At 70.9% G+C, this 21255-nt stretch carries 21 protein-coding genes; 5 read left to right on the forward strand and 16 right to left on the reverse strand.

Annotated features, from left to right (window positions below; all coding sequences use genetic code 11):
• Positions 1–63: 63 nt before the first annotated feature.
• Positions 64–1269 (reverse strand): Shedu anti-phage system protein SduA domain-containing protein, encoded by a 1206-nt coding sequence (locus tag EDD40_RS27265; RefSeq protein ID WP_123745451.1) that lies wholly within the window; start codon positions 1267–1269, stop codon positions 64–66.
• A gap of 240 nt (positions 1270–1509) precedes the next feature.
• The gene (locus EDD40_RS27270) at positions 1510–3240 is read right to left on the reverse strand and encodes a glycerol-3-phosphate dehydrogenase/oxidase (RefSeq protein WP_123748312.1); all 1731 of its coding nucleotides are present in this window, start codon (positions 3238–3240) and stop codon (positions 1510–1512) included.
• Positions 3241–3422: 182 nt separating this feature from the next.
• On the opposite strand from EDD40_RS27270, the gene EDD40_RS27275 reads away from it, so the two are divergent.
• Together EDD40_RS27275 and glpK are read left to right on the forward strand one after the other, a co-directional pair.
• The gene (locus EDD40_RS27275; protein ID WP_123745452.1) at positions 3423–4163 is read left to right on the forward strand and encodes an MIP/aquaporin family protein; all 741 of its coding nucleotides are present in this window, start codon (positions 3423–3425) and stop codon (positions 4161–4163) included.
• A 14-nt stretch (positions 4164–4177) separates the two neighbouring features.
• Positions 4178–5698, forward strand: a complete 1521-nt coding sequence (gene glpK, locus EDD40_RS27280) for a glycerol kinase GlpK (RefSeq protein ID WP_123745453.1) — start codon at positions 4178–4180, stop codon at positions 5696–5698.
• 41 nt (positions 5699–5739) lie between these two features.
• On the opposite strand, the gene EDD40_RS27285 is transcribed toward glpK, so the two are convergent.
• Positions 5740–7143 carry an NAD(P)H-quinone dehydrogenase gene (locus EDD40_RS27285; RefSeq protein ID WP_123745454.1) on the reverse strand — a complete coding sequence of 468 codons (1404 nt, stop codon included), beginning with the start codon at positions 7141–7143 and terminating at the stop codon, positions 5740–5742.
• Between the two features lie 170 nt (positions 7144–7313).
• Here EDD40_RS27285 and EDD40_RS27290 point away from each other — a divergent pair, with 170 nt between their 5' ends.
• Positions 7314–7763: a gamma-glutamylcyclotransferase family protein gene (locus EDD40_RS27290; RefSeq protein ID WP_123745455.1), complete on the forward strand. Its 450-nt coding sequence runs from the start codon at positions 7314–7316 to the stop codon at positions 7761–7763.
• Between the two features lie 42 nt (positions 7764–7805).
• Here the strand turns inward: EDD40_RS27290 and EDD40_RS27295 are convergent, their stop codons facing one another.
• The 9 genes from EDD40_RS27295 to EDD40_RS27335 form a co-directional block, all read right to left on the reverse strand.
• Positions 7806–8723: a hypothetical protein gene (locus tag EDD40_RS27295; protein ID WP_211348243.1), complete on the reverse strand. Its 918-nt coding sequence runs from the start codon at positions 8721–8723 to the stop codon at positions 7806–7808.
• A 123-nt stretch (positions 8724–8846) separates the two neighbouring features.
• Entirely contained in the window at positions 8847–9641 is a 795-nt protein-coding gene (locus EDD40_RS27300) for an ESX secretion-associated protein EspG (RefSeq protein WP_123745456.1), read from the reverse strand.
• Entirely contained in the window at positions 9641–10954 is a 1314-nt protein-coding gene (locus EDD40_RS27305; RefSeq protein WP_123745457.1) for a PPE domain-containing protein, read from the reverse strand. The genes EDD40_RS27300 and EDD40_RS27305 overlap by 1 nt, the downstream gene beginning before the upstream one ends.
• 28 nt (positions 10955–10982) lie before the next feature.
• Positions 10983–11360 (reverse strand): transcriptional regulator, encoded by a 378-nt coding sequence (locus tag EDD40_RS27310; protein ID WP_123748313.1) that lies wholly within the window; start codon positions 11358–11360, stop codon positions 10983–10985.
• Positions 11361–11473: 113 nt separating this feature from the next.
• Positions 11474–12061: a DUF3558 domain-containing protein gene (locus EDD40_RS27315; protein WP_123748314.1), complete on the reverse strand. Its 588-nt coding sequence runs from the start codon at positions 12059–12061 to the stop codon at positions 11474–11476.
• Between the two features lie 6 nt (positions 12062–12067).
• Entirely contained in the window at positions 12068–12508 is a 441-nt protein-coding gene (locus EDD40_RS27320; protein ID WP_123745458.1) for a GNAT family N-acetyltransferase, read from the reverse strand.
• Positions 12509–12519: 11 nt separating this feature from the next.
• Entirely contained in the window at positions 12520–13392 is an 873-nt protein-coding gene (locus tag EDD40_RS43775; protein WP_123745459.1) for an HAD family hydrolase, read from the reverse strand.
• Entirely contained in the window at positions 13389–13778 is a 390-nt protein-coding gene (locus EDD40_RS27330; RefSeq protein ID WP_123745460.1) for a DUF1707 SHOCT-like domain-containing protein, read from the reverse strand. Before EDD40_RS27330 ends, EDD40_RS43775 begins: the two co-directional genes overlap by 4 nt.
• A 10-nt stretch (positions 13779–13788) precedes the next feature.
• Complete coding sequence (locus tag EDD40_RS27335; protein ID WP_123745461.1) at positions 13789–15561, reverse strand: acetyl/propionyl/methylcrotonyl-CoA carboxylase subunit alpha; 1773 nt, start codon at positions 15559–15561, stop codon at positions 13789–13791.
• A 312-nt stretch (positions 15562–15873) separates the two neighbouring features.
• On the opposite strand from EDD40_RS27335, the gene EDD40_RS27340 reads away from it, so the two are divergent.
• Positions 15874–16350, forward strand: coding sequence for a hypothetical protein (locus EDD40_RS27340; RefSeq protein WP_148088931.1), 477 nt, complete (start codon positions 15874–15876; stop codon positions 16348–16350).
• 146 nt (positions 16351–16496) lie between these two features.
• On the opposite strand, the gene EDD40_RS27345 is transcribed toward EDD40_RS27340, so the two are convergent.
• Together EDD40_RS27345 and EDD40_RS27350 are read right to left on the reverse strand one after the other, a co-directional pair.
• Positions 16497–17819: a dicarboxylate/amino acid:cation symporter gene (locus EDD40_RS27345; RefSeq protein ID WP_123745463.1), complete on the reverse strand. Its 1323-nt coding sequence runs from the start codon at positions 17817–17819 to the stop codon at positions 16497–16499.
• Between the two features lie 178 nt (positions 17820–17997).
• On the reverse strand, positions 17998–18606 hold the full coding sequence (locus EDD40_RS27350) for a Maf family protein (RefSeq protein WP_123745464.1): 609 nt from the start codon (positions 18604–18606) through the stop codon (positions 17998–18000).
• Positions 18607–18789: 183 nt separating this feature from the next.
• On the opposite strand from EDD40_RS27350, the gene EDD40_RS27355 reads away from it, so the two are divergent.
• A complete protein-coding gene (locus EDD40_RS27355) occupies positions 18790–19191 on the forward strand; it encodes a hypothetical protein (protein WP_148088932.1) in 402 nt (133 codons plus the stop codon).
• Positions 19192–19406: 215 nt separating this feature from the next.
• Here the strand turns inward: EDD40_RS27355 and EDD40_RS27360 are convergent, their stop codons facing one another.
• Both EDD40_RS27360 and EDD40_RS27365 read right to left on the reverse strand, forming a co-directional pair.
• Positions 19407–19619 carry an acyl-CoA carboxylase subunit epsilon gene (locus EDD40_RS27360; RefSeq protein ID WP_123745466.1) on the reverse strand — a complete coding sequence of 71 codons (213 nt, stop codon included), beginning with the start codon at positions 19617–19619 and terminating at the stop codon, positions 19407–19409.
• Positions 19616–21247 carry an acyl-CoA carboxylase subunit beta gene (locus tag EDD40_RS27365; protein WP_123745467.1) on the reverse strand — a complete coding sequence of 544 codons (1632 nt, stop codon included), beginning with the start codon at positions 21245–21247 and terminating at the stop codon, positions 19616–19618. The genes EDD40_RS27360 and EDD40_RS27365 overlap by 4 nt, the downstream gene beginning before the upstream one ends.
• Between the last annotated feature and the right edge of the window lie 8 nt (positions 21248–21255).

Here is a 21255-nt window from a genome sequence, read left to right on the forward strand (position 1 = left end):
ACCCGGCGGTGCCACGGTCGCAGGGCCCCGTCCCGTCAGGCCCTGCGACCGTGGCACTTTGCGTCAGGAGACGAGTCGGCGCGATTTCGCCAGGACGTCGTCATATGTGAGCAGCTCCAGTCCCGGTGCCGTCGCCCGCACTCTCTGTCGCTCGAAGTTGCTGCCGAAGGCGGACGACCGGCCGATCACGACACAGATGTCCGGCATGAAGACCTCTGTCCCCATCAGGGCTCGTGCTTCCCTGGCTCGTGCCGGATCCGCGAAGTAGTTCCGGTACTCGACCAGTTGGTCGTGCGCTTCCTGCACCGAAGCCAGGTACCCGAGCCTGTTCGTCTTGCGTCGGACCAGGTTCACGCGGGGAAGCTTCAGATCGACGATCTTCGGTGTTCTGGAGTCCTCGGCGTGAGGGAGGAGGATGAAGTCCGGGATGAGGTCGGGATCGTCCTCCCGTCGCAGCACCGGGTGGGGAACGGCTCTTTGGTAGTCGACCCCGAGGAGGAATTGGGGGTTCTCTTCGAAGAACGCCTGGAAGTCCGACTCCCGCGCGCTGGTCGAGTTGACCAGGTCCTCCAGTTCAGCGATGGCCTCGGCCGAGAAGCCCGAAATCGCATTCGTGGCTCCCAGCGTGGCCGCGGTGACCCTCGCCGGATCCGTCGAAGTGCCCACGAGGCCCGAGGCGAGAAAGCTCGCAGGGCGAATGAAGAGCCGATTCCCCATCGGCATGATGATCAGCGTGTCGTGGGCCTGAGTGATGTCCTCGACCTCCTCGATCGCGCTCGCGAGCCGACGGAGATCTTTCGCCGCATTCGATCGCGCGGCATTGCCCGCCTTGCGGATGAAGTTGAACAGCGGCAGCGTCGTTCGGGTCGAGTAGTGGGCTTGCACCACCATGGCGAGGGTTCTCAGCCAATGCGGTGTGCCGGCGATCGTGAAGTCCTCTGTCAGGTCTTTTCTCGCGTAGTCCGGGCGGGCTGCCTGCCACTCGAGGATGGAGTCCAGTCGGTAGTCCTGGCCGGCGGTGAAGGACGGCAACTCCTGCCCGTAGCGACTCAAGTCCGGCCACCGTTGCAGCAGCCCTTTGAAGGACACGCTGCTTGCCTGCTCGATGGCGTACTTCCGCTGGCTCGAACTGTTGAGGAACTTTTCCACCTCAAGCGGGCGGAACACCTTCAAGCTCTCCCCAACACCGGGAACCGCGTCGATCACGGTCGCGAGGATGGACATGTCGCTGATGTGGCCGAACTTAATCGCAGCTCGGACCATGGCCATCTCCAGTGATCTCGTCGGATGGACGCGACTGGTATTCAGCCAGAGTTCCGTAGCTCGTTGTGCCAACTGGGCGGCAGCCGGTGACTCAATCGATCGGGTCAAATAATTCACCCTGTCAGTGGACGTCAGTGGACCCGTAACAGCTCTCGACACCTGATACGAGTCCCGTATCACACCGGTTATCGCCGGACTTGTGGGCAGTGTTTCTCTTCGTCCTCAGAGGTCGTTCAGCCCACCGGCTCAGCTCACCGGCTCGATGATCTCCGGCCGGGCCTCCGGCGCGGACGAGCGGACGGCGTCGGCGGCCTGGTCGTCCGGCTCCGCCTGCGACGCCCGCTCGGCGTCGACGCGGGCCGTGTAGACCGACACCTCGTGCGCCACCATGGCGTCGTCCCAACCGTGCACGCCCGCCATCAGCCGCGCCACGGGCAGGGCGCACTCCACGCCCCGGTGCGGGTACTCGATCGAGATCCTGGTCCGCCGGGTCAGCACGTCCTCCAGGTGCAGCGCCCCCTCGTGCGACGCCGCGTAGACCACCTCCACCTGGAGGTAGTCGGGCGCGCCGGGCACGGGCTTGAGCAGTTCCGCGTCCGCCGACCCCAGCACCTCGTGCACCAGGGACCCGTAGCGGTCCAGCAGGTGGCGCACCCGGTAGGGGTGCAGGCCGTAGCGCGCGGCCAGCTGGTCCGCCTGGTTCACCAGCGCGTGGTAGCCGTCCGCCCCGATCAACGGCACCTTGTCCGTGATCGACGGCTGGAGCCGCCCCGGCAGGTCGACCGAGGCCGCGTCCACCGCGTCGGCGCCCATCACCCGGTACGTCGTGTACTTGCCGCCGGCGATGGCGACCAACCCGGGCGCCACCCGGGCCACCGCGTGCTCGCGCGACAGCTTCGACGTCGACTCGCTCTCCCCGGCCAGCAACGGCCGCAGCCCCGCGTAGACGCCCTCGATGTCGTCGTGCGTCAACGGTGTCGCCAGGACCGCGTTGACGTGCTCCAGGATGTAGTCGATGTCCGACCGGGTCGCCGCCGGGTGCGCCAGGTCGAGGTTCCAGTCGGTGTCGGTCGTTCCCACGATCCAGTGATTCCGCCACGGGATCACGAACAGCACCGACTTCTCCGTGCGCAGGATCAACCCCGACTCGGACACGATCCGGTCCCGCGGCACGACGATGTGCACGCCCTTCGACGCGCGCACCCGGAACCGGCCGCGACTGCCGGACAGCCGCTGCAGCTCGTCGGTCCACACGCCGGTCGCGTTGATCACCGCGTGCGCCCGCACGGACGTCTCCCGCCCGTCCTCCACGTCGCGCACCCGCACGCCGGACACCCGGTCCGCTTCCCGCAGGAAGCCCACGACCTGCGTGGACGTCCGCACGACCGCCCCGTAGTGCGCCGCCGTGCGGCCGACCATCATGGTGTGCCGCGCGTCGTCCGCCTGGGCGTCGTAGTACCGGATGCCGCCGATCAGCGCGGACGGCTTCAACGCCGGCACCAGCCGCAGCGCGCCGGCCCTGGTCAGGTGCTTCTGCCCGGGCACGGACCGCGCGCCGCCCATCGTGTCGTACATGAGCAGCCCGGCCGCGGTGTACGGCCGCTCCCACCCGCGGCGCGTCAGCGGGTACAGGAACGGCACCGGCTTGACCAGGTGCGGAGCCAGCCGGGTCAGCATGAGTTCGCGTTCCCGCAGCGCCTCGCGCACGAGCCCGAACTCCAGCTGCTCCAGGTACCGCAACCCGCCGTGGAACAGCTTCGACGAGCGGCTGGACGTGCCCGAGGCCAGGTCACGCGCCTCGACCAAGGCCACCCGCAGGCCGCGGGTCGCGGCGTCCAGCGCGGAGCCGACGCCGACCACGCCACCGCCGATGATCACCAGGTCGAACGTCTCCGAGCCGAGCCGGTCCCAGGACTCCGCGCGTTCGAGCGGTCCCAGCCGGCCCGCGGTGGCGGGGTACTGCTTGCGAGTGACCACTGACGCCTCCCTGATGCTCGAACCGACCGGGCGGACCAGGACTGACTCGACCACGTTACCCGCCGGTACGCCACCCGTGGACAACTGATCAGGCCGGAACTAGCGTCAAGCCCCATTGTGGGGTGGGCAGCGCCGCCGGACCCGGACCGTGCTGCCTCCTGTCAAGGCGAGGAGGTCGGCGAGTGAGCAGTGGCTCGATCTTCGTGTGGGAGATGCTGGGCACCGCGATCCTGATCCTGTTGGGTGCGGGTGTCGTCGCCAACGTGGTCCTCAAGGACACGTTGGGCAACACCGGCGGATGGCTCCTGATCAACATCGGCTGGGGTTTCGCGGTCTTCGCGGGCGCCAGCATCGCCGCGCCGAGCGGCGCGCACCTCAACCCCGCGGTGACCCTGGGCCTGGCCGTCGCGGACAAGACCCCGTGGGACCAGGTCCCGATCTACTTCGCCGGTCAGATGGTCGGCGCGTTCATCGGCGCCGTGCTCGCGTGGCTGGCCTACAAGGCGCAGTTCGACGCGCACGACGACCCGGCGGGCACGCGCGGCATCTTCTGCACCGGCCCGACCATCCCCAAAGCCGGCTGGAACGTCGTCACCGAGGTCATCGGCACGTTCGCGCTGGTCGCCTGGGTCCTGCTGAGCCCCGCCGCGAAGGAGACCGCGGACGGCGTGCCGCAGCTGGGCAACTCCGCCCTCGGCTACGCCGGCGTCGCGTTCGTCGTCATCGGCATCGGCGCCTCGCTCGGCGGGCCGACGGGCTACGCCATCAACCCGGCCCGCGACCTCGCGCCGCGCATCGCCTACGCGATCCTGCCCATCCGCGACAAGGGCAGCGCCGAGTGGGGCTACGCCTGGGTGCCGGTGGTCGGCCCGCTGGTCGGCGGCCTGCTCGCCGGTCTCCTGTACCTGGTTCTCCCGGTCTGAAAGGACTCCAGCGCATGACGAAGTACGTGGCCGCGATCGACCAGGGCACGACGTCGACCCGGTGCATGATCTTCGACCACTCGGGCCGCGTGGTCGCCGTCGACCAGAAGGAGCACGAGCAGATCTTCCCGAAGGCCGGGTGGGTCGAGCACGACGCGAACGAGATCTGGACCAACGTCAGGCAGGTGGCCGCCGGCGCGTTGGCCAAGGCCGACCTGACCACCGCCGACATCGCCGCCGTCGGCATCACCAACCAGCGCGAGACCGCGCTCGTCTGGGACAGGACCACCGGGCAGCCGGTGTACAACGCGATCGTCTGGCAGGACACCCGCACCGACAAGATCTGCCAGGACCTGGCGGCGCTCGGCCAGAAGGACGGGCAGAGCGGCCAGGAGCGGTACCGGGACAAGACCGGCCTGCCGCTGGCCACGTACTTCTCCGGCCCGAAGATCCGCTGGGTGCTCGACAACGTCGAGGGCGCGCGGGAGAAGGCCGAGGCCGGCGACCTGCTGTTCGGCAACATGGACACCTGGGTGCTGTGGAACATGACCGGCGGGGTGGACGGCGGCGTGCACGTCACCGACCCCACCAACGCGTCCCGCACGCTGCTGATGGACCTCGACACGTTGAGCTGGGACGAGGGCATCGCGGCCGACATGGGCGTGCCGCTGTCGATGCTGCCGGAGATCCGGTCCTCGTCCGAGGAGTACGGCAAGGTCCGGGCCCGCGGCGCGCTGGCCGGCGTGCCGATCGCGGGCATCCTCGGCGACCAGCAGGCCGCGACGTTCGGGCAGGCGTGCCTGTCGCCGGGCGAGGCCAAGAACACCTACGGCACCGGCAACTTCGTGCTGCTCAACACCGGCACGGACAAGGTGATGAGCGAGAACGGCCTGCTCACCACGGTCTGCTACAAGATCGGCTCGCAGGCCCCGGTGTACGCGCTCGAAGGTTCGATCGCGGTCACGGGCTCGCTCGTGCAGTGGCTGCGCGACAACCTCGGGATGATCTCGTCGGCCGCCGAGATCGAGGAGCACGCCCGGACCGTGGAGGACAACGGCGGCGCGTACTTCGTGCCCGCGTTCTCGGGCCTGTTCGCGCCCTACTGGCGGTCGGACGCGCGTGGCGCGATCGTCGGCCTGACCCGGTTCGTGAACAAGGGCCACCTGGCCCGCGCGGTGCTGGAGGCGACGGCGTTCCAGACCCGTGAGGTGATCGACGCGATGAACGCCGACTCGGGCGTGCCGCTGAAGTCGTTGAAGGTCGACGGCGGCATGGTCGTGAACGAGCTGCTGATGCAGTTCCAGGCGGACGTCCTGGGTGTGCCGGTGATCCGGCCGGTGGTCAACGAGACCACCGCGCTCGGCGCCGCCTACGCGGCGGGCCTGGCGGTCGGGTTCTGGGCGTCGGAGGACGACATCCGGCAGAACTGGGCGCAGGACAAGCAGTGGGACCCGGCCATGGACGACGACACCCGCGCGGCCACTTACGCGCAGTGGAAGAAGGCCGTGACCAGGACCTTCGACTGGGTCGAGTGATCCTCGGGGCGCCGCTCCGCCCTGGGCGGCGCCCCTCCGGCTCAGTCCAGGTCGTCGTGGCGCATGAGCTGGCGGCCGGCCTCGGTGATCGACCCGGTGAGCGACGGGTACACCGAGAACGTGGTGGCCAGGTCGTCCACCGTGAGCTGGTTCTGCACGGCCAGCGTGATCGACAGGATCAGCTCGCTGGCGTTGGGCGCGACGACGACGCCGCCGATGACCACACCGGTCGCGGGGCGGCAGAAGAGCTTCACGAAACCGCGGCGCAGGCCTTCCATCTTGGCCCGCGGGTTGGTGGCCAGCGGCAGCATGATCGTGCGCGCGGGCACCTCGCCGGAGTCGATCGCCTGCTGGCTGATGCCGACGGACGCGATCTCGGGGTTGGTGAACACGTTCGCCGCGACCGTCTTGAGCCTGATCGGGCTCACGCCCTGGCCCAGCGCGTGCCACATGGCGATGCGGCCCTGCATGGCGGCGACGGACGCGAGCAGCAGCAGGCCCGTGCAGTCGCCCGCCGCGTAGACGCCGGCGACGTTCGTCCGCGACACCCGGTCGACCGGGATGTACCCGCCGCGGCCCAGCTCGATGCCGATCTTGTCCAGGCCGATGTCGGTGGTGTTCGGGACGGAGCCGACCGTCATCAACGCATGACTCGCCTCGATCGTGCGACCGTCTTCCAGGTGAATCAGGACGCCGTCGCCGACGTTCTCGACCCGGTCCGCGCGGGCGTGCTTGACCACCGCCGTGCCGCGTTCGGCGAACACGTCCTCCAGCACCACGGCCGCGTCGGCGTCCTCGTGCGGAAGCACCCGGTCGCGGCTGGAGACCATGGTCACCTTCACACCGAGTTCCGTGTACGCGGAGGCGAACTCCACGCCGGTGACACCCGACCCGATGACGGCCAGGTGCTCCGGCAACTCCGGGAGCTCGTAGATCTGCCGCCACGTCAGGATCCGCTTGCCGTCGGGCTCGGCGCCGGGCAGCACCCGCGGGGTCGCGCCCGTCGCGATCAGCACCACGTCGGCCGGCAGGACCTCCTTCGTGCCGTCCTCGGCGATGGCCACGACCTCGTGCTGGGCGAGCCCGCGGGCGTTGTCGCAGAACTTGCCGACGCCGTTGACGATCCGCACGCCCTCGCGCTGCAGGCGGGCCCGGACGTCGGCGGACTGGGCGAGCGCAAGGCCCTTCACCCGCCCGTGGACGACCGGCAGCTCGACCGCCGCTTCCGCGTTGTTCGTGCGAATGCCCAGCTCACCGGCGTTGCGGAAGGCGCTGCGGCCACCCGCGGAGGCGATGAACGTCTTCGACGGCACGCAGTCGTAGAGCACGCAGGCGCCACCGACGCCCTCGCGTTCCACGATGGTCACGTCGGCCCCGTGCTGGGCCGCGACCAGTGCCGCCTCGTAACCTGCGGGGCCACCGCCCATGATGACGATGCGGGTCACGACACGTCCTCCTCGTGGTCTCGGCGCTGTTCGCACCGCTCTTCTCCAACGTCTTTTCGCGCTGTTTGCGCCGCTCGCGGCCGTTGGTAACCGTACGCGGTCGGGTGTCGGGGTGTGTCGTCCGGTCTTCTGGTACCTCGCGGTGATCGCGAGGTCGCTAGGCTGTCGTCGTGCCGCTCTATGCCGCGTACGGGTCCAACATGGACCCGAACCAGATGATGGAGCGAGCCCCCTACTCCCCCATGGCGGGGACCGGGTGGCTCGCCGGATGGCGTCTGACGTTCGGTGGCGAGGACCTGGGCTGGGAGGGCGCGCTCGCCACCATCGTCGAGGACCCGGACTCACAGGTGTTCTGCGTGCTCTACGACGTGAGCCCGCGTGACGAGTCCCGCCTCGACCGCTGGGAAGGCGCCCTCGGTCTCTACAAGAAGATCCGCCTGCGCGTCCAGACCCTGGAAGGTTCGGTGACCGCCTGGCTCTACGTCCTGGACGCCTACGAGGGGGGTCTGCCCTCCGCCCGCTACATCGGCGTCGTCGCCGACGCCGCCGAAGCCGCGGGCGCCCCGGACGACTACGTCTCCGACCTCCGCACCCGCCCGTGCCAAGGCATCGGCCCCTAACCAACCCCCGCGCGAGAGTCCAACCTTCACGGCGCGTGAGTCCTACACCCAGAACGCGTGAGTCCTACGTTCAGGACCCCCGAGTTCAACACTCAGCTGTCGGAACAGCCGGGTGGGGATGCGCAGGTCCGAGACGTCGGCGTGGAGCACCTTCCAGCCGCGCCGCCGCAGGTCCTCGTCACGGGCCTGGTCGGCCTCGGCCTTGTCGACGTGCGCCGCGTAGCCGTCGTACTCCAGCGCCACGCGGACGTCCGGCCAGGCGAAGTCCAGTCGCCAGACCTCGCGGTCGTCCAGGTCGCGGACGGAGTACTGGAGTTCGGGCAGCGGAAAACCGGCTTCGGCGATGGTGAGCAGGAGCGCGCTCTCCGACGGTGACTCGGGCAGGCCCGTGGCGAGGTCCAGGAGGAACGCGCCCTGCCGTCGGCCACGATGATCACGACGGGTCGCCAGGCGCACGGCGAGGTCGGCCTTGAACGCGGCCCGCTGCTCCGGCTGGAGGGCGCCGAGTGCCTGATCCGCGCAGGCCAGAGCGGTGGAGCGGTGACGGGCCCGGCAGAGCAGGTCGGCGATGGCGTAGTCGAGGACCATGCAGCGCAGGCCCTCGACCTGGATCACGTCGGCCGGGTCGTACTGGTGGTAGTGGACGGCGACGTCACGACGGGGTCGGACCCTGCGGTCGTAGTCCAGGAGAAGGTGCACTCGGTTGGTCTCGGCGGCCGTGCAGCCGTGCAGCCAGGCGGCGGTGTGGTCGGTCAGCACGGCGTCCGGCCCGGCCATGAGCAGCGCGGCGGCGGCTCGGGTGCGCAGGTCGGTCATGCGTTGCCGCTGGATGACGACCGTGCGGCTGTAGTTGATCAGGTGGCCGTCGCGGATGGCTCGGCTCACCGCTGGGGCGCCGATGCGGTCGTGCAGCCGCGTGCGGGGGTAGGCGCCGTGCAGGCCAGGAGGCAGTTGGATCATGCATAACCGAGTGGCGAGACCCCCGATCCCGTACACGGTTCACCTGATCGTGGGCCATCGCGGTACGTGAGCGTTGAATTCAGGTGCTCTGAACGTACGACTCACGCGACGTGAAGGTTGGACTCACGGGGTGGTGAGGGATTCCAGGTGGTGGATCAGGCGGCGGGTGTCGACGGGGGAGACGGTGCTCCACGGTTCCTGGCCCGCGGTGGCCCGGCGGAGCTGCACGTAGCGGCCGTGGGGGTTGTCGAAGAACGACACGACGCGGTCCTCGCGCACGCGCTTGCCCCACTTGTCGCGGCTCGCGGCGCCGAACTGGCCCCGGTTGCCCGCGTCCTGGAACATGTCGGCCAACGTGCGGGCGTCCTCCTGGCGGATGCCGCGCGCCAGCAGGCCCTGGTACAGGTCGTCCGGGGTGTTCGCCCCCGCGGCGGCGGCGTCCAGGTCCGCGCTGGGCAGCGTCACGGAGTGGCCGGGGCCCGCGCCGAGCGGCGGCAGCACGGAGAGCGCCTCGCGGGGCAGGCCCTCGGCGGACGCCGGTCGCAGGGTCAGCTGGTCGTGGGCGAGCACCGCCAGCACGCCGGACTGGCCCTTGGCGGCGGCCAGCACGCGGACGCTGTGCCCGAGCCACAGCCGCCCGTCCACCTCCTGCTGCGGCCGGTTCAGCAGGTGCAGCAGGTCTTCCAGCACCGGGTCCAACGACACCGGCCGACCCAGGCCGCGCCGGTCCAGCCCGCTCCACGCCTGCTGTTCCAGCTCGGCCCGTTCGGCGTGCGTCTTGCCCGGTGACGGCACCTTGAGCACCAGCGGCATGGTTTCCAACCGCAGGTGCTCCCACAGCACGTCGAACTCGAGCGCCGAGATCGTCACGGGTTCGCGCAGGTCGTTGCTGCCCAGGTCCAAGCCGAACGTCGTCATCAGTGGGTGGTGCTCTCCCCGATCACCGGAGGCGAGATGATCCCGCCGATGCCGTAGATGTCGTCCGTCTCCCGGAGGTAGTCGGCGGCGTCGTGCGTGGCGTCTTCTTCCTCTTCCGCGCCACGTGGCCCGCCCAGACCGCCGAACGGGTCGAACGCGGGCTGCACCGGCGCCGCGACGCTGCGCTTGTGCACGGTGTCGCCACCGCCGGCCTGACCGGCGGCCCCGGGCATCGCGCCCGTCGCCGCGCCCGGTCCCGCCGTCGCCGCGTGCTGCGTGCTGGCCGCGAACGCCCCGATCTCCACCGAGCTGACCGACGTCGTGCCGCTGGGCAGCGGCCCACCGCCCGCGCCGGGCAGCAGGTGCTGGTTGGCGCCGGCGGCGTGCTGCCCGCTGGTCGTGTCGGAGGCCGAGCCGGCGCCCGAGGACGAAGAAGAGGACGAGCCGGCCTTGCGCCGGTCCTTGTCCTGCTGACCACCCGTGCCGCCGATCACGCCGCCGGGCCCGAACGCGCCCGTGCTCGACGTCGACGGCGGTAAGGCGGCCGACGAGGCCCGGGTGGAACCGGACGTGCCCGCCGACGAGGTGCCCGTCGACCCGCCGAACGAGGGCTGCGTCGCGGGACGCGGAGCCGGGTAACCGCCCCGACCGCTGCCGCCGCCGCGACCGCCGCGCCACCCGCCCCGACCGCCGCCGCCGCGCCACCCGCGCGGGCCGCCGTAGCCCCAACCGGGCCCGGACACCCCCGCCGAGTCGTTGCGCGCCAGGTCGGGCGCGTTGATCACCAACTGCGGCGGCTGGTGGAACTGCCCCAGCGTGCTGGTGTTGGACGTGGTGCTGGAGGCGTAGGTCGTCATGACCTCGCGCGCCCGCTGCTCGGCCGCGTTCTGCGCCTTCTCCTGCTTCTCGTAGTCCGTCTGCCCGCCGACCAGGGCGGTCAACGCGCTGACGAGCAGGTTCGGCTGCTCCGCGGTCACCTTCACCGGCGGCGGCATGTCCGCGCGCGCCTTGGCGATGTAGTCGGCCTGCCGCTCGGCCGAGATGCGCATGACCTCCGCGCCGGCGCGGGCGTCGTCCGCCCACGCGGCCAGCGGGTTGATGCCGGTGCGCGCCTTGTCCGCGGCCGATCCCTCCCAGGACGCGCCGGACTTCAGCACGCCGGCGTGCAGGTCGGCGTTGATCTCGGTCAACGCGGCGGAGACGCCCTGCCACCGCTCCATCGAGGCGTGCGAGGCCTTGGGCCCCGGCCCCGAGTTGATCTGCTCGTACAGCTCTTCGTGGCTGTACCCGCTCCAGCGGTGTCCATCGGGCATGAACGCTCCCCTTGCCTGCGCCGGGCGCTCAGCGGCTGCCCTGCTGTCCCATCAACCCGGTGTTGTCTTCTTCGATGGACTGGTACTGCTGCTCGACCAGGGTGAGCGCGTCCATGGCCGACTTGAGCTGCCGCTGGTAGTTCTCCAACGCGATCAGCGCCGAGTCTCCCGACTCGAGCGACCGCTCGTTGAACCGCTCCGCGGCGTCCTGGCTCACCGGGTCGCCCGCCCAGGGACGGACCCTGACCTCGGTGATGGCCTGCTCGATCTGCTCGTCCAGCTTCGACAACGCGCCTGCGAACGCGCTGCGCAGGCCGGGGATCGCGCTGGGTTCGACGTTCAACGTGTGCGACAGGGGCGGTGGTGAGCCCGTGTCAGCGCCGTGGCCGCGGTCTTCCGACGGCATGGGCAACCTCCCGCCTTCCTCGTTCCCGTCACGCATCGCGTTCTCGCGCAAGGTCACTCTAGCCACCCGGTACGACAGCGGGGAGTGGGTGGAGCCCACATCCCCCGCGTGGATCAGCGCCGTTGCCGCAAACCGACCACCGCCGCTTCTGCCACCCGTTGCGCTCCTTGGCACAGAACGTCTTGCTTGGCCGCCTTTTCGTTACCGCCGTCGCGGAACATCACGTCGAGGAACTGCCCCTCCGCGACGTCCACCTCGACGTTGCACACGTTGTCCATGCCGGGCGTCCGCACGGTCAGGCCGGGGAAACCGGCCACCGCGGTCTGCTCGGCGCGGACCTGGGCGTTCTCGCTGAGCCACACGCCGACGCCCTCTGCTGTGACGAGCGCGAGGCGCACGACGTTCCCGCTGATGTTGCTGCGCATGGTGCACGCCTTCGCGTTGCCGAAGCCCGCTTCCACATATGCGCTCGGCGGGTTGTCCAGGCTCAGCGCGATGCGCTGTTCGGGTGAGAGCACCTCGCACGGGTCGGCGTCGTCCAACCGCAGCTCAAGCGGCCTGGGAGGCAACGGCGACATGGTGGTGGTCGTGGGCGGCAGCGGTTCGTCGACCCGGCCGTCGGCCTTCTTGTCCGGTGCGGGGGTGCAGGAGGCCATCGCCATCGCGCAGAGCGTGGCGGTGAGCACCCGAGCACCCCTCATGGACACCTACCGTAGCCGGGTCCACACGCCAAGTGGACCCTCGGCTGTGAAGCCGCACTTGGCGGCCACCCGCCTGGCCGCGTCGTCCGGGGGTCTGGCGGTGATCAGCGGTAGGTCGAGGAACCCGAAGCCGAACCGCAGCACGGCGCCGGTCGCGTGGGTCGCGATGCCGTTGCCGCGCAGGTCGGGTGTGGTCCAGCAGTGCAGTTCGCCGGAGCGGGTCAGGGAGATCTCGCCGACGGCCGTTCCGGTGAGCTGGTCGCACACGGCCCAGGAACAGGCTTCTTCGGTGTGCCACTGGTCGGCGCGTTCGGCGATGTGCGCGCCGGCCGCGTCGAAGTCGGGGCACAGGCCGCCGCCGACCAGCGCCGGCCGGTCGTCGACGCGGTCGTCCGCGCGGAGTTGGCGCAGGTAGAACTCACCCGCGTTGATCTCGACGGCCTCCATGCGCCGGGAGACTAGTCCGTGACGAACCCGTCGTAGCGCCCGGCCAGCTCTTCGAGCAGCCCGCGGTGCGCGGAGGCGGGCCGGTCGTCGGGACCGGTGGCCAGCTCCACCACCCAGTCGGCGTCCTCCAGGTCGTCCTCGCCGGCCAGCACGTCCTTGTGCACCGCGCACGGCGACCAGCCGGCCGCCCCCAGCTCGTCCGCGGCTTCTTCCGCGTCGGCGCGGTCGTGCAGGACCAGCAACAACGGACCGGTGGTCCCGGACGGTCCGGCGCCGGCGCCGCCGTCGAGCAAGCCCCGCGACGACAACGCCTCGCGCAGCGCGGGGAAGTCGGGCGTGTGCACGGCGTCGATGCCGATGGTCCGCGCCGCGTCGGCGTTCACCGGGTTGTCGTCGCAGAACAACGTCCCCGAAGGCGAGTGCTGGAGCACCCGCAGCGCGCGCCGGAAGGCCTCGGGCGCAGGCTTGGCCACCCCGAGCCGCGCGGACGACACGACCGCGTCCACCTCGCGGTCCAGCCCCAGCTCGGCCAGGTCGCGCGGGAGCCGGTCGGTCGCGTTGGACAGCAGCGCCACCCGGCACCGCTCGCGCACCCGGCGCACCAGGTCCAGCGCTTCGGGGATCACCTCGCCGACCCGCGTCCACGCCGCCACCGCGTCGGCCGCGCGTGCCGGCGACAGCCCTTCGACGACCAACTGCTCCCGCACGGCCGCGCGCCACGCCTCGTCCGTGGCCCGGCCGGCGACCGCGGGACCGGCCAGGGAGAACGACACCCGCGCCAGCGTGCCGCGCGGCAGGTCGAAGGCGTCCTCGACCGGCCCGTCCGGGGGGAACCGCCGCAGCACGCCGTCCAGGTCGAGCAGCAGCAGCGACGGCGCGCTCAACGCCTGCCCATCCGGCCGATCAGCAGCATCACGGCGGGGATCAGCAGGAACACCAGCGGCGTCTTGGCCAGGAAGAACAACACCACGCTGACGATGGCGACCGCCGTGACGGCCGCGGTGCTGACCCGGAACTCCAGCGGGAAGCCGCGCCGGGCGGCCACCGCCGGTGGCGTCACCGGCGGCTCCACCCGGGTGAACCGCGGCCGGGGCGCGGGCAGGTCGGCGAACAGCGCGTACAGGTCACCGCGGGTCTTCGCGGTGGTCACCCGGGCGGAGCGGTCGCCGTACTCGTCCACGGTCAACCGCCCCTCGCCCAGGTGCGTGCCGAGCAGTTCGAGCGCGTGCTCACGCTCGGCGTCGCCGATCCGGATGTCCCGCTCGCTCACACGGGTGAGCCTATTCCTTGATCTCGCAGATGACCGTGCCCTGGGTGACCGCCGCGCCCGGCTCGGCGGCCAGCCCGGTGACGACGCCGGACTTGTGCGCGGTGACCGGGTTCTCCATCTTCATGGCCTCCAGCACGACGATCAGCTCGCCCGCCTCGACCTGCTGCCCGTCCTCGACCGCGACCTTGACGATCGTGCCCTGCATGGGCGCGGCCACCGCGTCGCCGGAGACCGCCGCGCCGCCCTTGCCGCCGGCGCGCTTGCGCGGCTTGGCCTTCACACCCGCCTTCGCCCCGCCGCCGCCACCGCCGCCGATCGCCAGGTCACCGGGCAGCGAGACCTCCAGCCGACGTCCGCCGACCTCGACCACGAGGGTCTGGCGCGGCTCGTCCTCCTCGGCCTCCGCGCTGTCGGTGAACGGCGCGATGGTGTTGTCGAACTCGGTCTCGATCCACCGCGTGTGCACGGTGAAGCCGTCCTCGGACCCGACGAACGCCGGGTCGCGCACGATCGCCCGGTGGAACGGCAGCACGGTCGCCATGCCCTCCACCACCATCTCGTCCAACGCGCGCCGGGCCCGTTCCAGGGCCTGCGCCCGGTCCTCGCCGGTGACGATCAGCTTGGCCAGCAACGAGTCGAACTGGCCGCCGATGACCGTGCCGCTCTCCACGCCCGCGTCCACCCGGACACCGGGGCCGGACGGCGAGGTGAACGTGGTGACCGCGCCCGGCGCGGGCAGGAAGTTGCGGCCCGCGTCCTCGCCGTTGATGCGGAACTCGATCGAGTGGCCGCGCGGGGTCGGGTCCTCGGTGAGCCGCAGCACCTCGCCGGCGGCGATCCGGAACTGCTCGCGCACCAGGTCCAGGCCCGAGGTCTCCTCGCTGACCGGGTGCTCGACCTGGAGGCGGGTGTTGACCTCCAGGAACGAGATCGTGCCGTCCACCGCGACCAGGTACTCGACCGTGCCGGCGCCGTGGTAGCCGGCCTCCTTGCAGATCGCGCGCGCCGACCGGTGGATCTCGGCCCGCTGCTCGTCGGTCAGGAACGGCGCGGGCGCCTCCTCGACCAGCTTCTGGTGGCGGCGCTGCAACGAGCAGTCGCGGGTGCCGACCACGATCACGTTGCCGTGCTGGTCGGCCAGCACCTGCGCCTCGACGTGCCGCGGCTTGTCCAGGTACCGCTCCACGAAGCACTCGCCGCGGCCGAACGCCGTGACGGCCTCCCGCACCGCGCTGTCGAACAGCTCGGGGATCTCCTCCAGCGTCCGGGCCACCTTGAGGCCGCGCCCGCCGCCGCCGAACGCCGCCTTGATCGCCACCGGAAGGCCGTGCTCCTCGGCGAACGCGATGATCTCGTCCGGGCCGGCGACCGGGTCCTTCGTGCCGGGGACCAGCGGCGCGCCCGCGCGCATCGCGATGTGCCGCGCGGTGACCTTGTCGCCCAGGTCGCGGATGGCCTGCGGGGTCGGCCCGATCCAGGTCAGGCCCGCGTCCAGCACGGCCTGCGCGAAGTCGGCGTTCTCGGACAGGAAGCCGTAGCCGGGGTGCACCGAGTCCGCGCCCGCGCGCTTGGCCACGTCGAGGAGCTTGTCGATGGACAGGTAGCTGTCACCGGGCGTGCTGCCGCCCAGGGCGAACGCCTCGTCCGCCAGCCGGACGAACGGGGCGTCCCGGTCGGGGTCGGCGTACACGGCGACGCTGGCCAGACCGGCGTCCCGGCAGGCGCGGATGACCCGGACGGCGATCTCGCCCCGGTTGGCGACGAGGACCTTGCGCAGCGACACGACGTCCTACCTCCTGGCAACCCTGGGACTGGAGCGGCAATGGTCGGGGAGTTTAGTGACCTGTCAGTACTCGGAGACCGAGAGACAGCTCACGCTCGAGTGGAACAATGGGGAATCGTGACACGCCCGCCCACCGCCGCGCTTCTGACAGCTTGCGCAGCTGTGATCATCACTATCGCGGGGCTGGTCACCGCCTGGTCACTGCGTCCTCCCGCAGTCGGCGACCCCGCCGCCGTGGCGCCCCAGGACGAATTGCGGTGCGGGGCGACGGCGTGCCGTTCGGTGGTGAAACAGGTGGTCGGGGTCGATTCAGTGGAATTGGTCGTCGGCGAGGGCGTGGGCCGGATCCGGACCAGCGGCGCTTCGGGACCGAACATCTTCGAGCTGACCATCGCCTCTTCGGGTGCCCGGATCGACGAATCGTCGTTGCAGTGCCTGGACGCCGAGGTCGCGGTGTGCCTGGTGCGGGGCGAGGTCCGCGGCGAGGTGCGCGGCGAGGTGCTGGTGCGCCGGTCCGGCGCGTGGTCGCGGGCACAGGTGCCGTACGTGGCGAGCGGGGCGTACCTCGCGCTGCACGACGTGGACCGGGACGGGGTCGCGGACGTGGTGGCCGTGCAGCGGGCGTGCCAGGCGGAGGCGGACTGCTCGCGGTGGTTCGCGCAGGTGTTCTCGCCGGCGAGCGGCGGCGGTGAGCTGGGGTGCACGCCGGTCGTGCCCGAGGCGGAGTCGTTGCCGGGGTGGCCGACCGTCACGCCGGACCCGTCCGACCTGCGTCACTGCGGTGCGTGACGTTCCGAGCGTTCAACTCGGGTGTTCCGGGCGTAGGACACGCCTGTTCCGGACGTAGGACACGCGCGACCTGGACGTAGGACTCTCGCGCGTGTCCTGCGTTCGGAACGCGCGTGTCCTACGTCCAGGTCGGGCGGGGTGGACGCTCAGGCGGGGATCGGCTCGCGGGCCGGGGTGGTCAGCAGCGGGGGCTCGCTCGGGGCGTTGAGGATCTCGTCGTCCAGCAGGCCCTCGGAGCGGGCGACCAGGACCGGGACGGTGATCTGGCCGGTCACGTTGGTGGCCGTGCGGACCATGTCCAGGATCGGGTCGATCGCGTAGACGACCGCGACACCGGTGGCGATGACCTCCGGCGGCATGTTCACCGCGCCCAGGGTCAGCGTCAGCATGGTGAACCAGCCGGTGGTGCCGGCGGTGGCCAGCGCGCCGAACACGGCGACCGCGACGATCGCCACGTACTGCCACACGCCCAGCTGCACGCCGAACAGGTTCGCGATGAACACCGTGGCGATGGCCGGGTACACCGCGGCGCAACCGTCCATCTTCGTGGTCGTGCCCAGCGGCACGGCGAAGGACGCGTAGTCGTTGTCCACGCCGAGGTTGGCGGCGGTCTGCCTGCTCAGCGGCAGCGTCGCGCCGGACGAGCGGGACACGAAGGCGAACTGGATCGCGGTCCACGCCTTCGCGAAGAACGTGACCGGCGACACCCGGCCGACGAACCGCAGCAGCAGCGGGTACACCACGAACAGCACCAGCAGCGACCCGCCGTACACCGACGCGATCAGCGAGAACAGCGGCCGGACGAACGAGTTGCCGTACGTCGCGAACGCGGTGCCGATCAGGCCGAACACGCCGATCGGGGCGAGCAGCACGATCCAGCCGACGATCTTCTGGATGAGGTCGAACGCCGACCGGGTCAGCGTGACGAACGGCGTGGCCTTCTCGCCGAGCGCGTACGCGGCGAAGCCGACGAGCACCGAGATGAACACGACCTGGAGCACTTCGCCCTCGGTGAAGGCGCTGAACAGGTTCGACGGGATCAGGGTCTCCAGCAGCGTGCCCCAGGAGCCCTGGTCACGGGCGGCGAGCTTCTCCACGGCCGCCTGCGACGGCTCGACCTGCACGCCCGCGCCCGGCTTGACGACCAACCCGATGGCGAGGCCGATCAGCACGGCGATCAGGGACGTGGTGGCGAACCACAGCAGGGTCTTGCCGCCCAGGCGCGCGGCGCGCGAGCTGCCGAGGCGGCGCAGGCTCGTGATGCCCACCACGATGGCGGTGAAGACCAGGGGGATGACGGTGAACTGCAGGAGGCTGGTGAAGACGTCGCCGATGGACTCGAGGGTGGTGGTGAGCCACGCCTGGTCGGTGCTCTTGGCGACGTACCCGGCCAGGGCGCCGAGGACGAGGGCGGCGAGGACGGTGAAGCCGAACACCTTCGGCTTCGTATAACTGCGGATGAACGACACGACTGCTCCGGAGTGGCTGCGCAGGGGTGGACGACGGGGGCGGCGTCAGCCGCGACAGCCCGTGTTCGTCCTGCGCCCGAAGTCGATGTGACGGCGGCGCGTCAGCAGTTCACCCACAGCTCCCCCAACCCGAAAGCCCTTCGTAGAGCTTCCCGGATCAGGGAAAATGTGACAATGGCTACCAGATGTCGGACACCGTGACGTCCACTTGGCGCAGCAGCCGGCGCGTGAGCGGCAGGCTGATGCCGATGACGCTGGACGGGTCGCCGTCGATGCCGTCCACGAACCAGCCGCCCAGGCCGTCGAGCGTGAAGGCCCCCGCGACCTGCAACGGCTCGCCGGTGGCGAGGTAGGCCTCCAGCTCGTCCTCGGCGGGCCGGCCGAACCGGACCAGCGTGGACTCGTGCCCGACGGCGCGGGCCACCACCTGCCCGCCGCGCACCCGCAGCACGGCGTGCCCGGTCAGCAGGGCGCCGGTGGTGCCGGCCATCTTCTGCCACCGCTGCCGCGCGACCTCGACCGTGCCGGGCTTGCCGTGCACCTCGCCGTCGGCGGTGCGCAGCATCGAGTCGCAGCCGACGATCACCGCGTCGTCGTCCTCGTCCCGGGCGATCGCCTCGGCCTTCGCCGTCGCCAGGGCCGTGACCAGCTCTTCCGGGGTCGGGTCGGCGAGGGAGGCGGCCAGCGCGTCCTCGTCGACGCCGGACACGCGGACGACGGGTTCGACACCGGCGGCACGCAGCACGGCCAGGCGGGCGGGGGACTGGGAGGCCAGGACGAAGCGCACGCCGTGCAGCCTAGGGCGTGGCCGGTGCCCACCCGAACGGACGGCGGCCGGGTGGGCGTCGACTCGCGACCCTGCGTGAAGCCGCAGCGGGAAGTCCTGTTCAGGAGACTTCGGGACACCGTCGCGCAGGCGGTGCGTAGAACTACCGATGCGCCCCGTGGTGGCGTTCGGCAACCTCGCAGTGTGCAGCGTTTGGCTCTGGTGGTCCGCCGGCACGACCGGGGTCGACGCCGGTACCGGTGGCTCTTGGTGGCGCCGGCCGTCCTGGTCCTCGCCCTGACGGGCCGGGTCGTGTCGACCGACCCGGTCGGCTACGGCGTGCCGTTCTGGCCGTTCGCGAACGGCAACGACCGCGTCGAGCACCGGGTGATGGACCAGGTGACGTCCGTCGCGCGGACCTTGCGGCGGCTCGACGCGGTGCCCTCGGCGCTGGTCGCCCAGGGCATCGAGGTCCTGGACGCGCGGGTCGGCGCGGGCGCCGTCTGGCTCAGGTTGCGCGTGCGCGTGCCGGACGGGACGCGCTGCCGCGAGGTGTCCGTGCTGGGCGACGGCGTCCAGGTCCACTCCCGTCGAGTGGACTGCTGACCACCACTGCGAGGCCCCACCCGCCAGACCCCCCGCTTGGACCCACCCGCTCGGACCCCCGCGAGGACGCGTCGGTCGTTCGCGTCCTCATTTCCGACGATCACGCCCTTCGATCGTCGGAAATCAGGGCGCGAACGACCGACTTCCAGGCGTCCGAGCCGCCGTCTGCGGAGCAGCGGCAATCCAATACAGCGGCAATTCGATACAGCGGCAGTTCAGTACGGCAGGCCGGAGGTCCGCCACGCGCCGGGGCCGTGCGGCAGCGGGCGCCGCACCTGCCGTGACTTGTCCGACCACGCCGAACGGCGAGGTGCGTTCTCGACGGGACCGCCGGCCGTTGCCAGGCCGACCACGACCGCCGTCACGGCGGCCAACTCGACGTCGTCCGGGTTGCCCCGGACCACCCGGAGGTGCGGCGCCGCGCTCACAGCGGGATGTTCCCGTGCTTCTTGGGCGGCAGCACCTCGCGCTTGTCGCGCAGCATCGCCAGCGCCCTGGCGACGTGCGATCGCGTGAAAGAGGGAGGGATCACACTGTCAACATAACCGCGTTCGGCCGCGACGTACGGGTTGCAGAGGGTGTCTTCGTACTCTTGCTGCAAACGGGCCCGCAGCGCGTCCACGTCCTCGCCGTCGGCCAGCGCGCTCGCCAACGCCTTGCGGTGCACGATGTTGGCCGCGCCCTGCGCGCCCATGACCGCGATCTGCGCCGTCGGCCACGCCAGGTTGATGTCCGCGCCCAGGTGCTTGGAACCCATCACGTCGTACGCGCCGCCGTAGGCCTTCCGGGTGATCACGGTGACCAGCGGCACGGTCGCCTCGGCGTAGGCGTAGATCAGCTTCGCGCCGCGCCGGATGATGCCGTTCCACTCCTGGTCGGTGCCGGGCAGGAAGCCGGGCACGTCCACGAACGTCAGCACCGGGATGTTGAACGCGTCGCAGGTGCGCACGAACCGCGCGGCCTTCTCCGAGGCGTCGATGTCCAGGCAGCCCGCGAACTGGGTCGGCTGGTTGGCCACGACGCCGACCGAGTGCCCGTCCACCCGGCCGAAGCCGACCAGGATGTTCGGCGCGAACAGCGGCTGGACCTCCAGGAACTCGCCCTCGTCCAGCACGCGGGTGATGACCTCGTGCATGTCGTAGGGCTGGTTCGCCGAGTCCGGGATCAGGGTGTCCAGCTCGCGGTCGGCGTCGGTGACCGACTCCTCGACCGAGCCGTGCACCACGTCGTCCGGCGCGTCGAAGACGGGCGGCTCGGACATGTTGTTGGCGGGCAGGTAGGACAGCAGCTCCTTGACGTAGGAGATGGCGTCCTCCTCGTTGTCGCCGAGGTAGTGCGCGTTGCCCGACTTGGTGTTGTGCGTGCGCCCGCCGCCGAGCTCCTCGAAGCCGACGTCCTCGCCGGTGACGGTCTTGATGACGTCCGGGCCGGTGATGAACATGTGCGAGGTCTGGTCGACCATCACCACGAAGTCGGTCAGCGCGGGCGAGTAGACGTGGCCGCCCGCGTTCGCGCCCATGATCAGCGAGATCTGCGGCACGACGCCGGACGCGGCCACGTTGCGGCGGAAGATCTCGCCGTAGAGGCCGAGCGAGACGACGCCTTCCTGGATGCGCGCGCCGCCGCCCTCGTTGATGCCCACGATCGGTCGGCCGGTCTTGATCGCCAGGTCCATGACCTTGACGATCTTCTCGCCGTACACCTCGCCGAGCGAGCCGCCGAAGATCGTGACGTCCTGGCTGAACACGCACACCGGGCGGCCGTCGACGGTGCCGTAGCCGGTCACCACGCCGTCGCCGTAGGGCCGGTTGCGCTCCTGCCCGAAGTTCGTCGAGCGGTGCCGCGCCAGCTCGTCCAGCTCCACGAACGAGCCGGGGTCCAGCAGCAGTTCGATGCGCTCGCGGGCGGTCTTCTTGCCCTTGGCGTGCTGCTTCTCCACCATGCGCGCCGAACCGGCGTGCACGGCCTCCTCGTTGCGCCGGTGCAGGTCGGCCAGCTTCCCGGCCGTGGTGCGGACGTCCGGCTCCTCGCCATTGGGGGCGGTCGCACTGCTCATGACCGGGG

It is taken from the genome of Saccharothrix texasensis, assembly GCF_003752005.1.
Lineage (GTDB): Bacteria > Actinomycetota > Actinomycetes > Mycobacteriales > Pseudonocardiaceae > Actinosynnema > Actinosynnema texasense.

Bases quoted from the DNA above. Each gene is read 5' to 3' on its own strand.
- EDD40_RS27265 (WP_123745451.1), bottom strand. From the start codon at position 1,269: ATGGCCATGGTCCGAGCTGCGATTAAGTTCGGCCACATCAGCGACATG.
- glpK (WP_123745453.1), top strand. From the start codon at position 4,178: ATGACGAAGTACGTGGCCGCGATCGACCAGGGCACGACGTCGACCCGG.
- EDD40_RS27295 (WP_211348243.1), bottom strand. From the start codon at position 8,723: ATGATCCAACTGCCTCCTGGCCTGCACGGCGCCTACCCCCGCACGCGG.
- EDD40_RS27300 (WP_123745456.1), bottom strand. From the start codon at position 9,641: ATGACGACGTTCGGCTTGGACCTGGGCAGCAACGACCTGCGCGAACCC.
- EDD40_RS27305 (WP_123745457.1), bottom strand. From the start codon at position 10,954: ATGCCCGATGGACACCGCTGGAGCGGGTACAGCCACGAAGAGCTGTAC.
- EDD40_RS27310 (WP_123748313.1), bottom strand. From the start codon at position 11,360: ATGCCGTCGGAAGACCGCGGCCACGGCGCTGACACGGGCTCACCACCG.
- EDD40_RS27315 (WP_123748314.1), bottom strand. From the start codon at position 12,061: ATGAGGGGTGCTCGGGTGCTCACCGCCACGCTCTGCGCGATGGCGATG.
- EDD40_RS27320 (WP_123745458.1), bottom strand. From the start codon at position 12,508: ATGGAGGCCGTCGAGATCAACGCGGGTGAGTTCTACCTGCGCCAACTC.
- EDD40_RS27365 (WP_123745467.1), bottom strand. From the start codon at position 21,247: ATGAGCAGTGCGACCGCCCCCAATGGCGAGGAGCCGGACGTCCGCACC.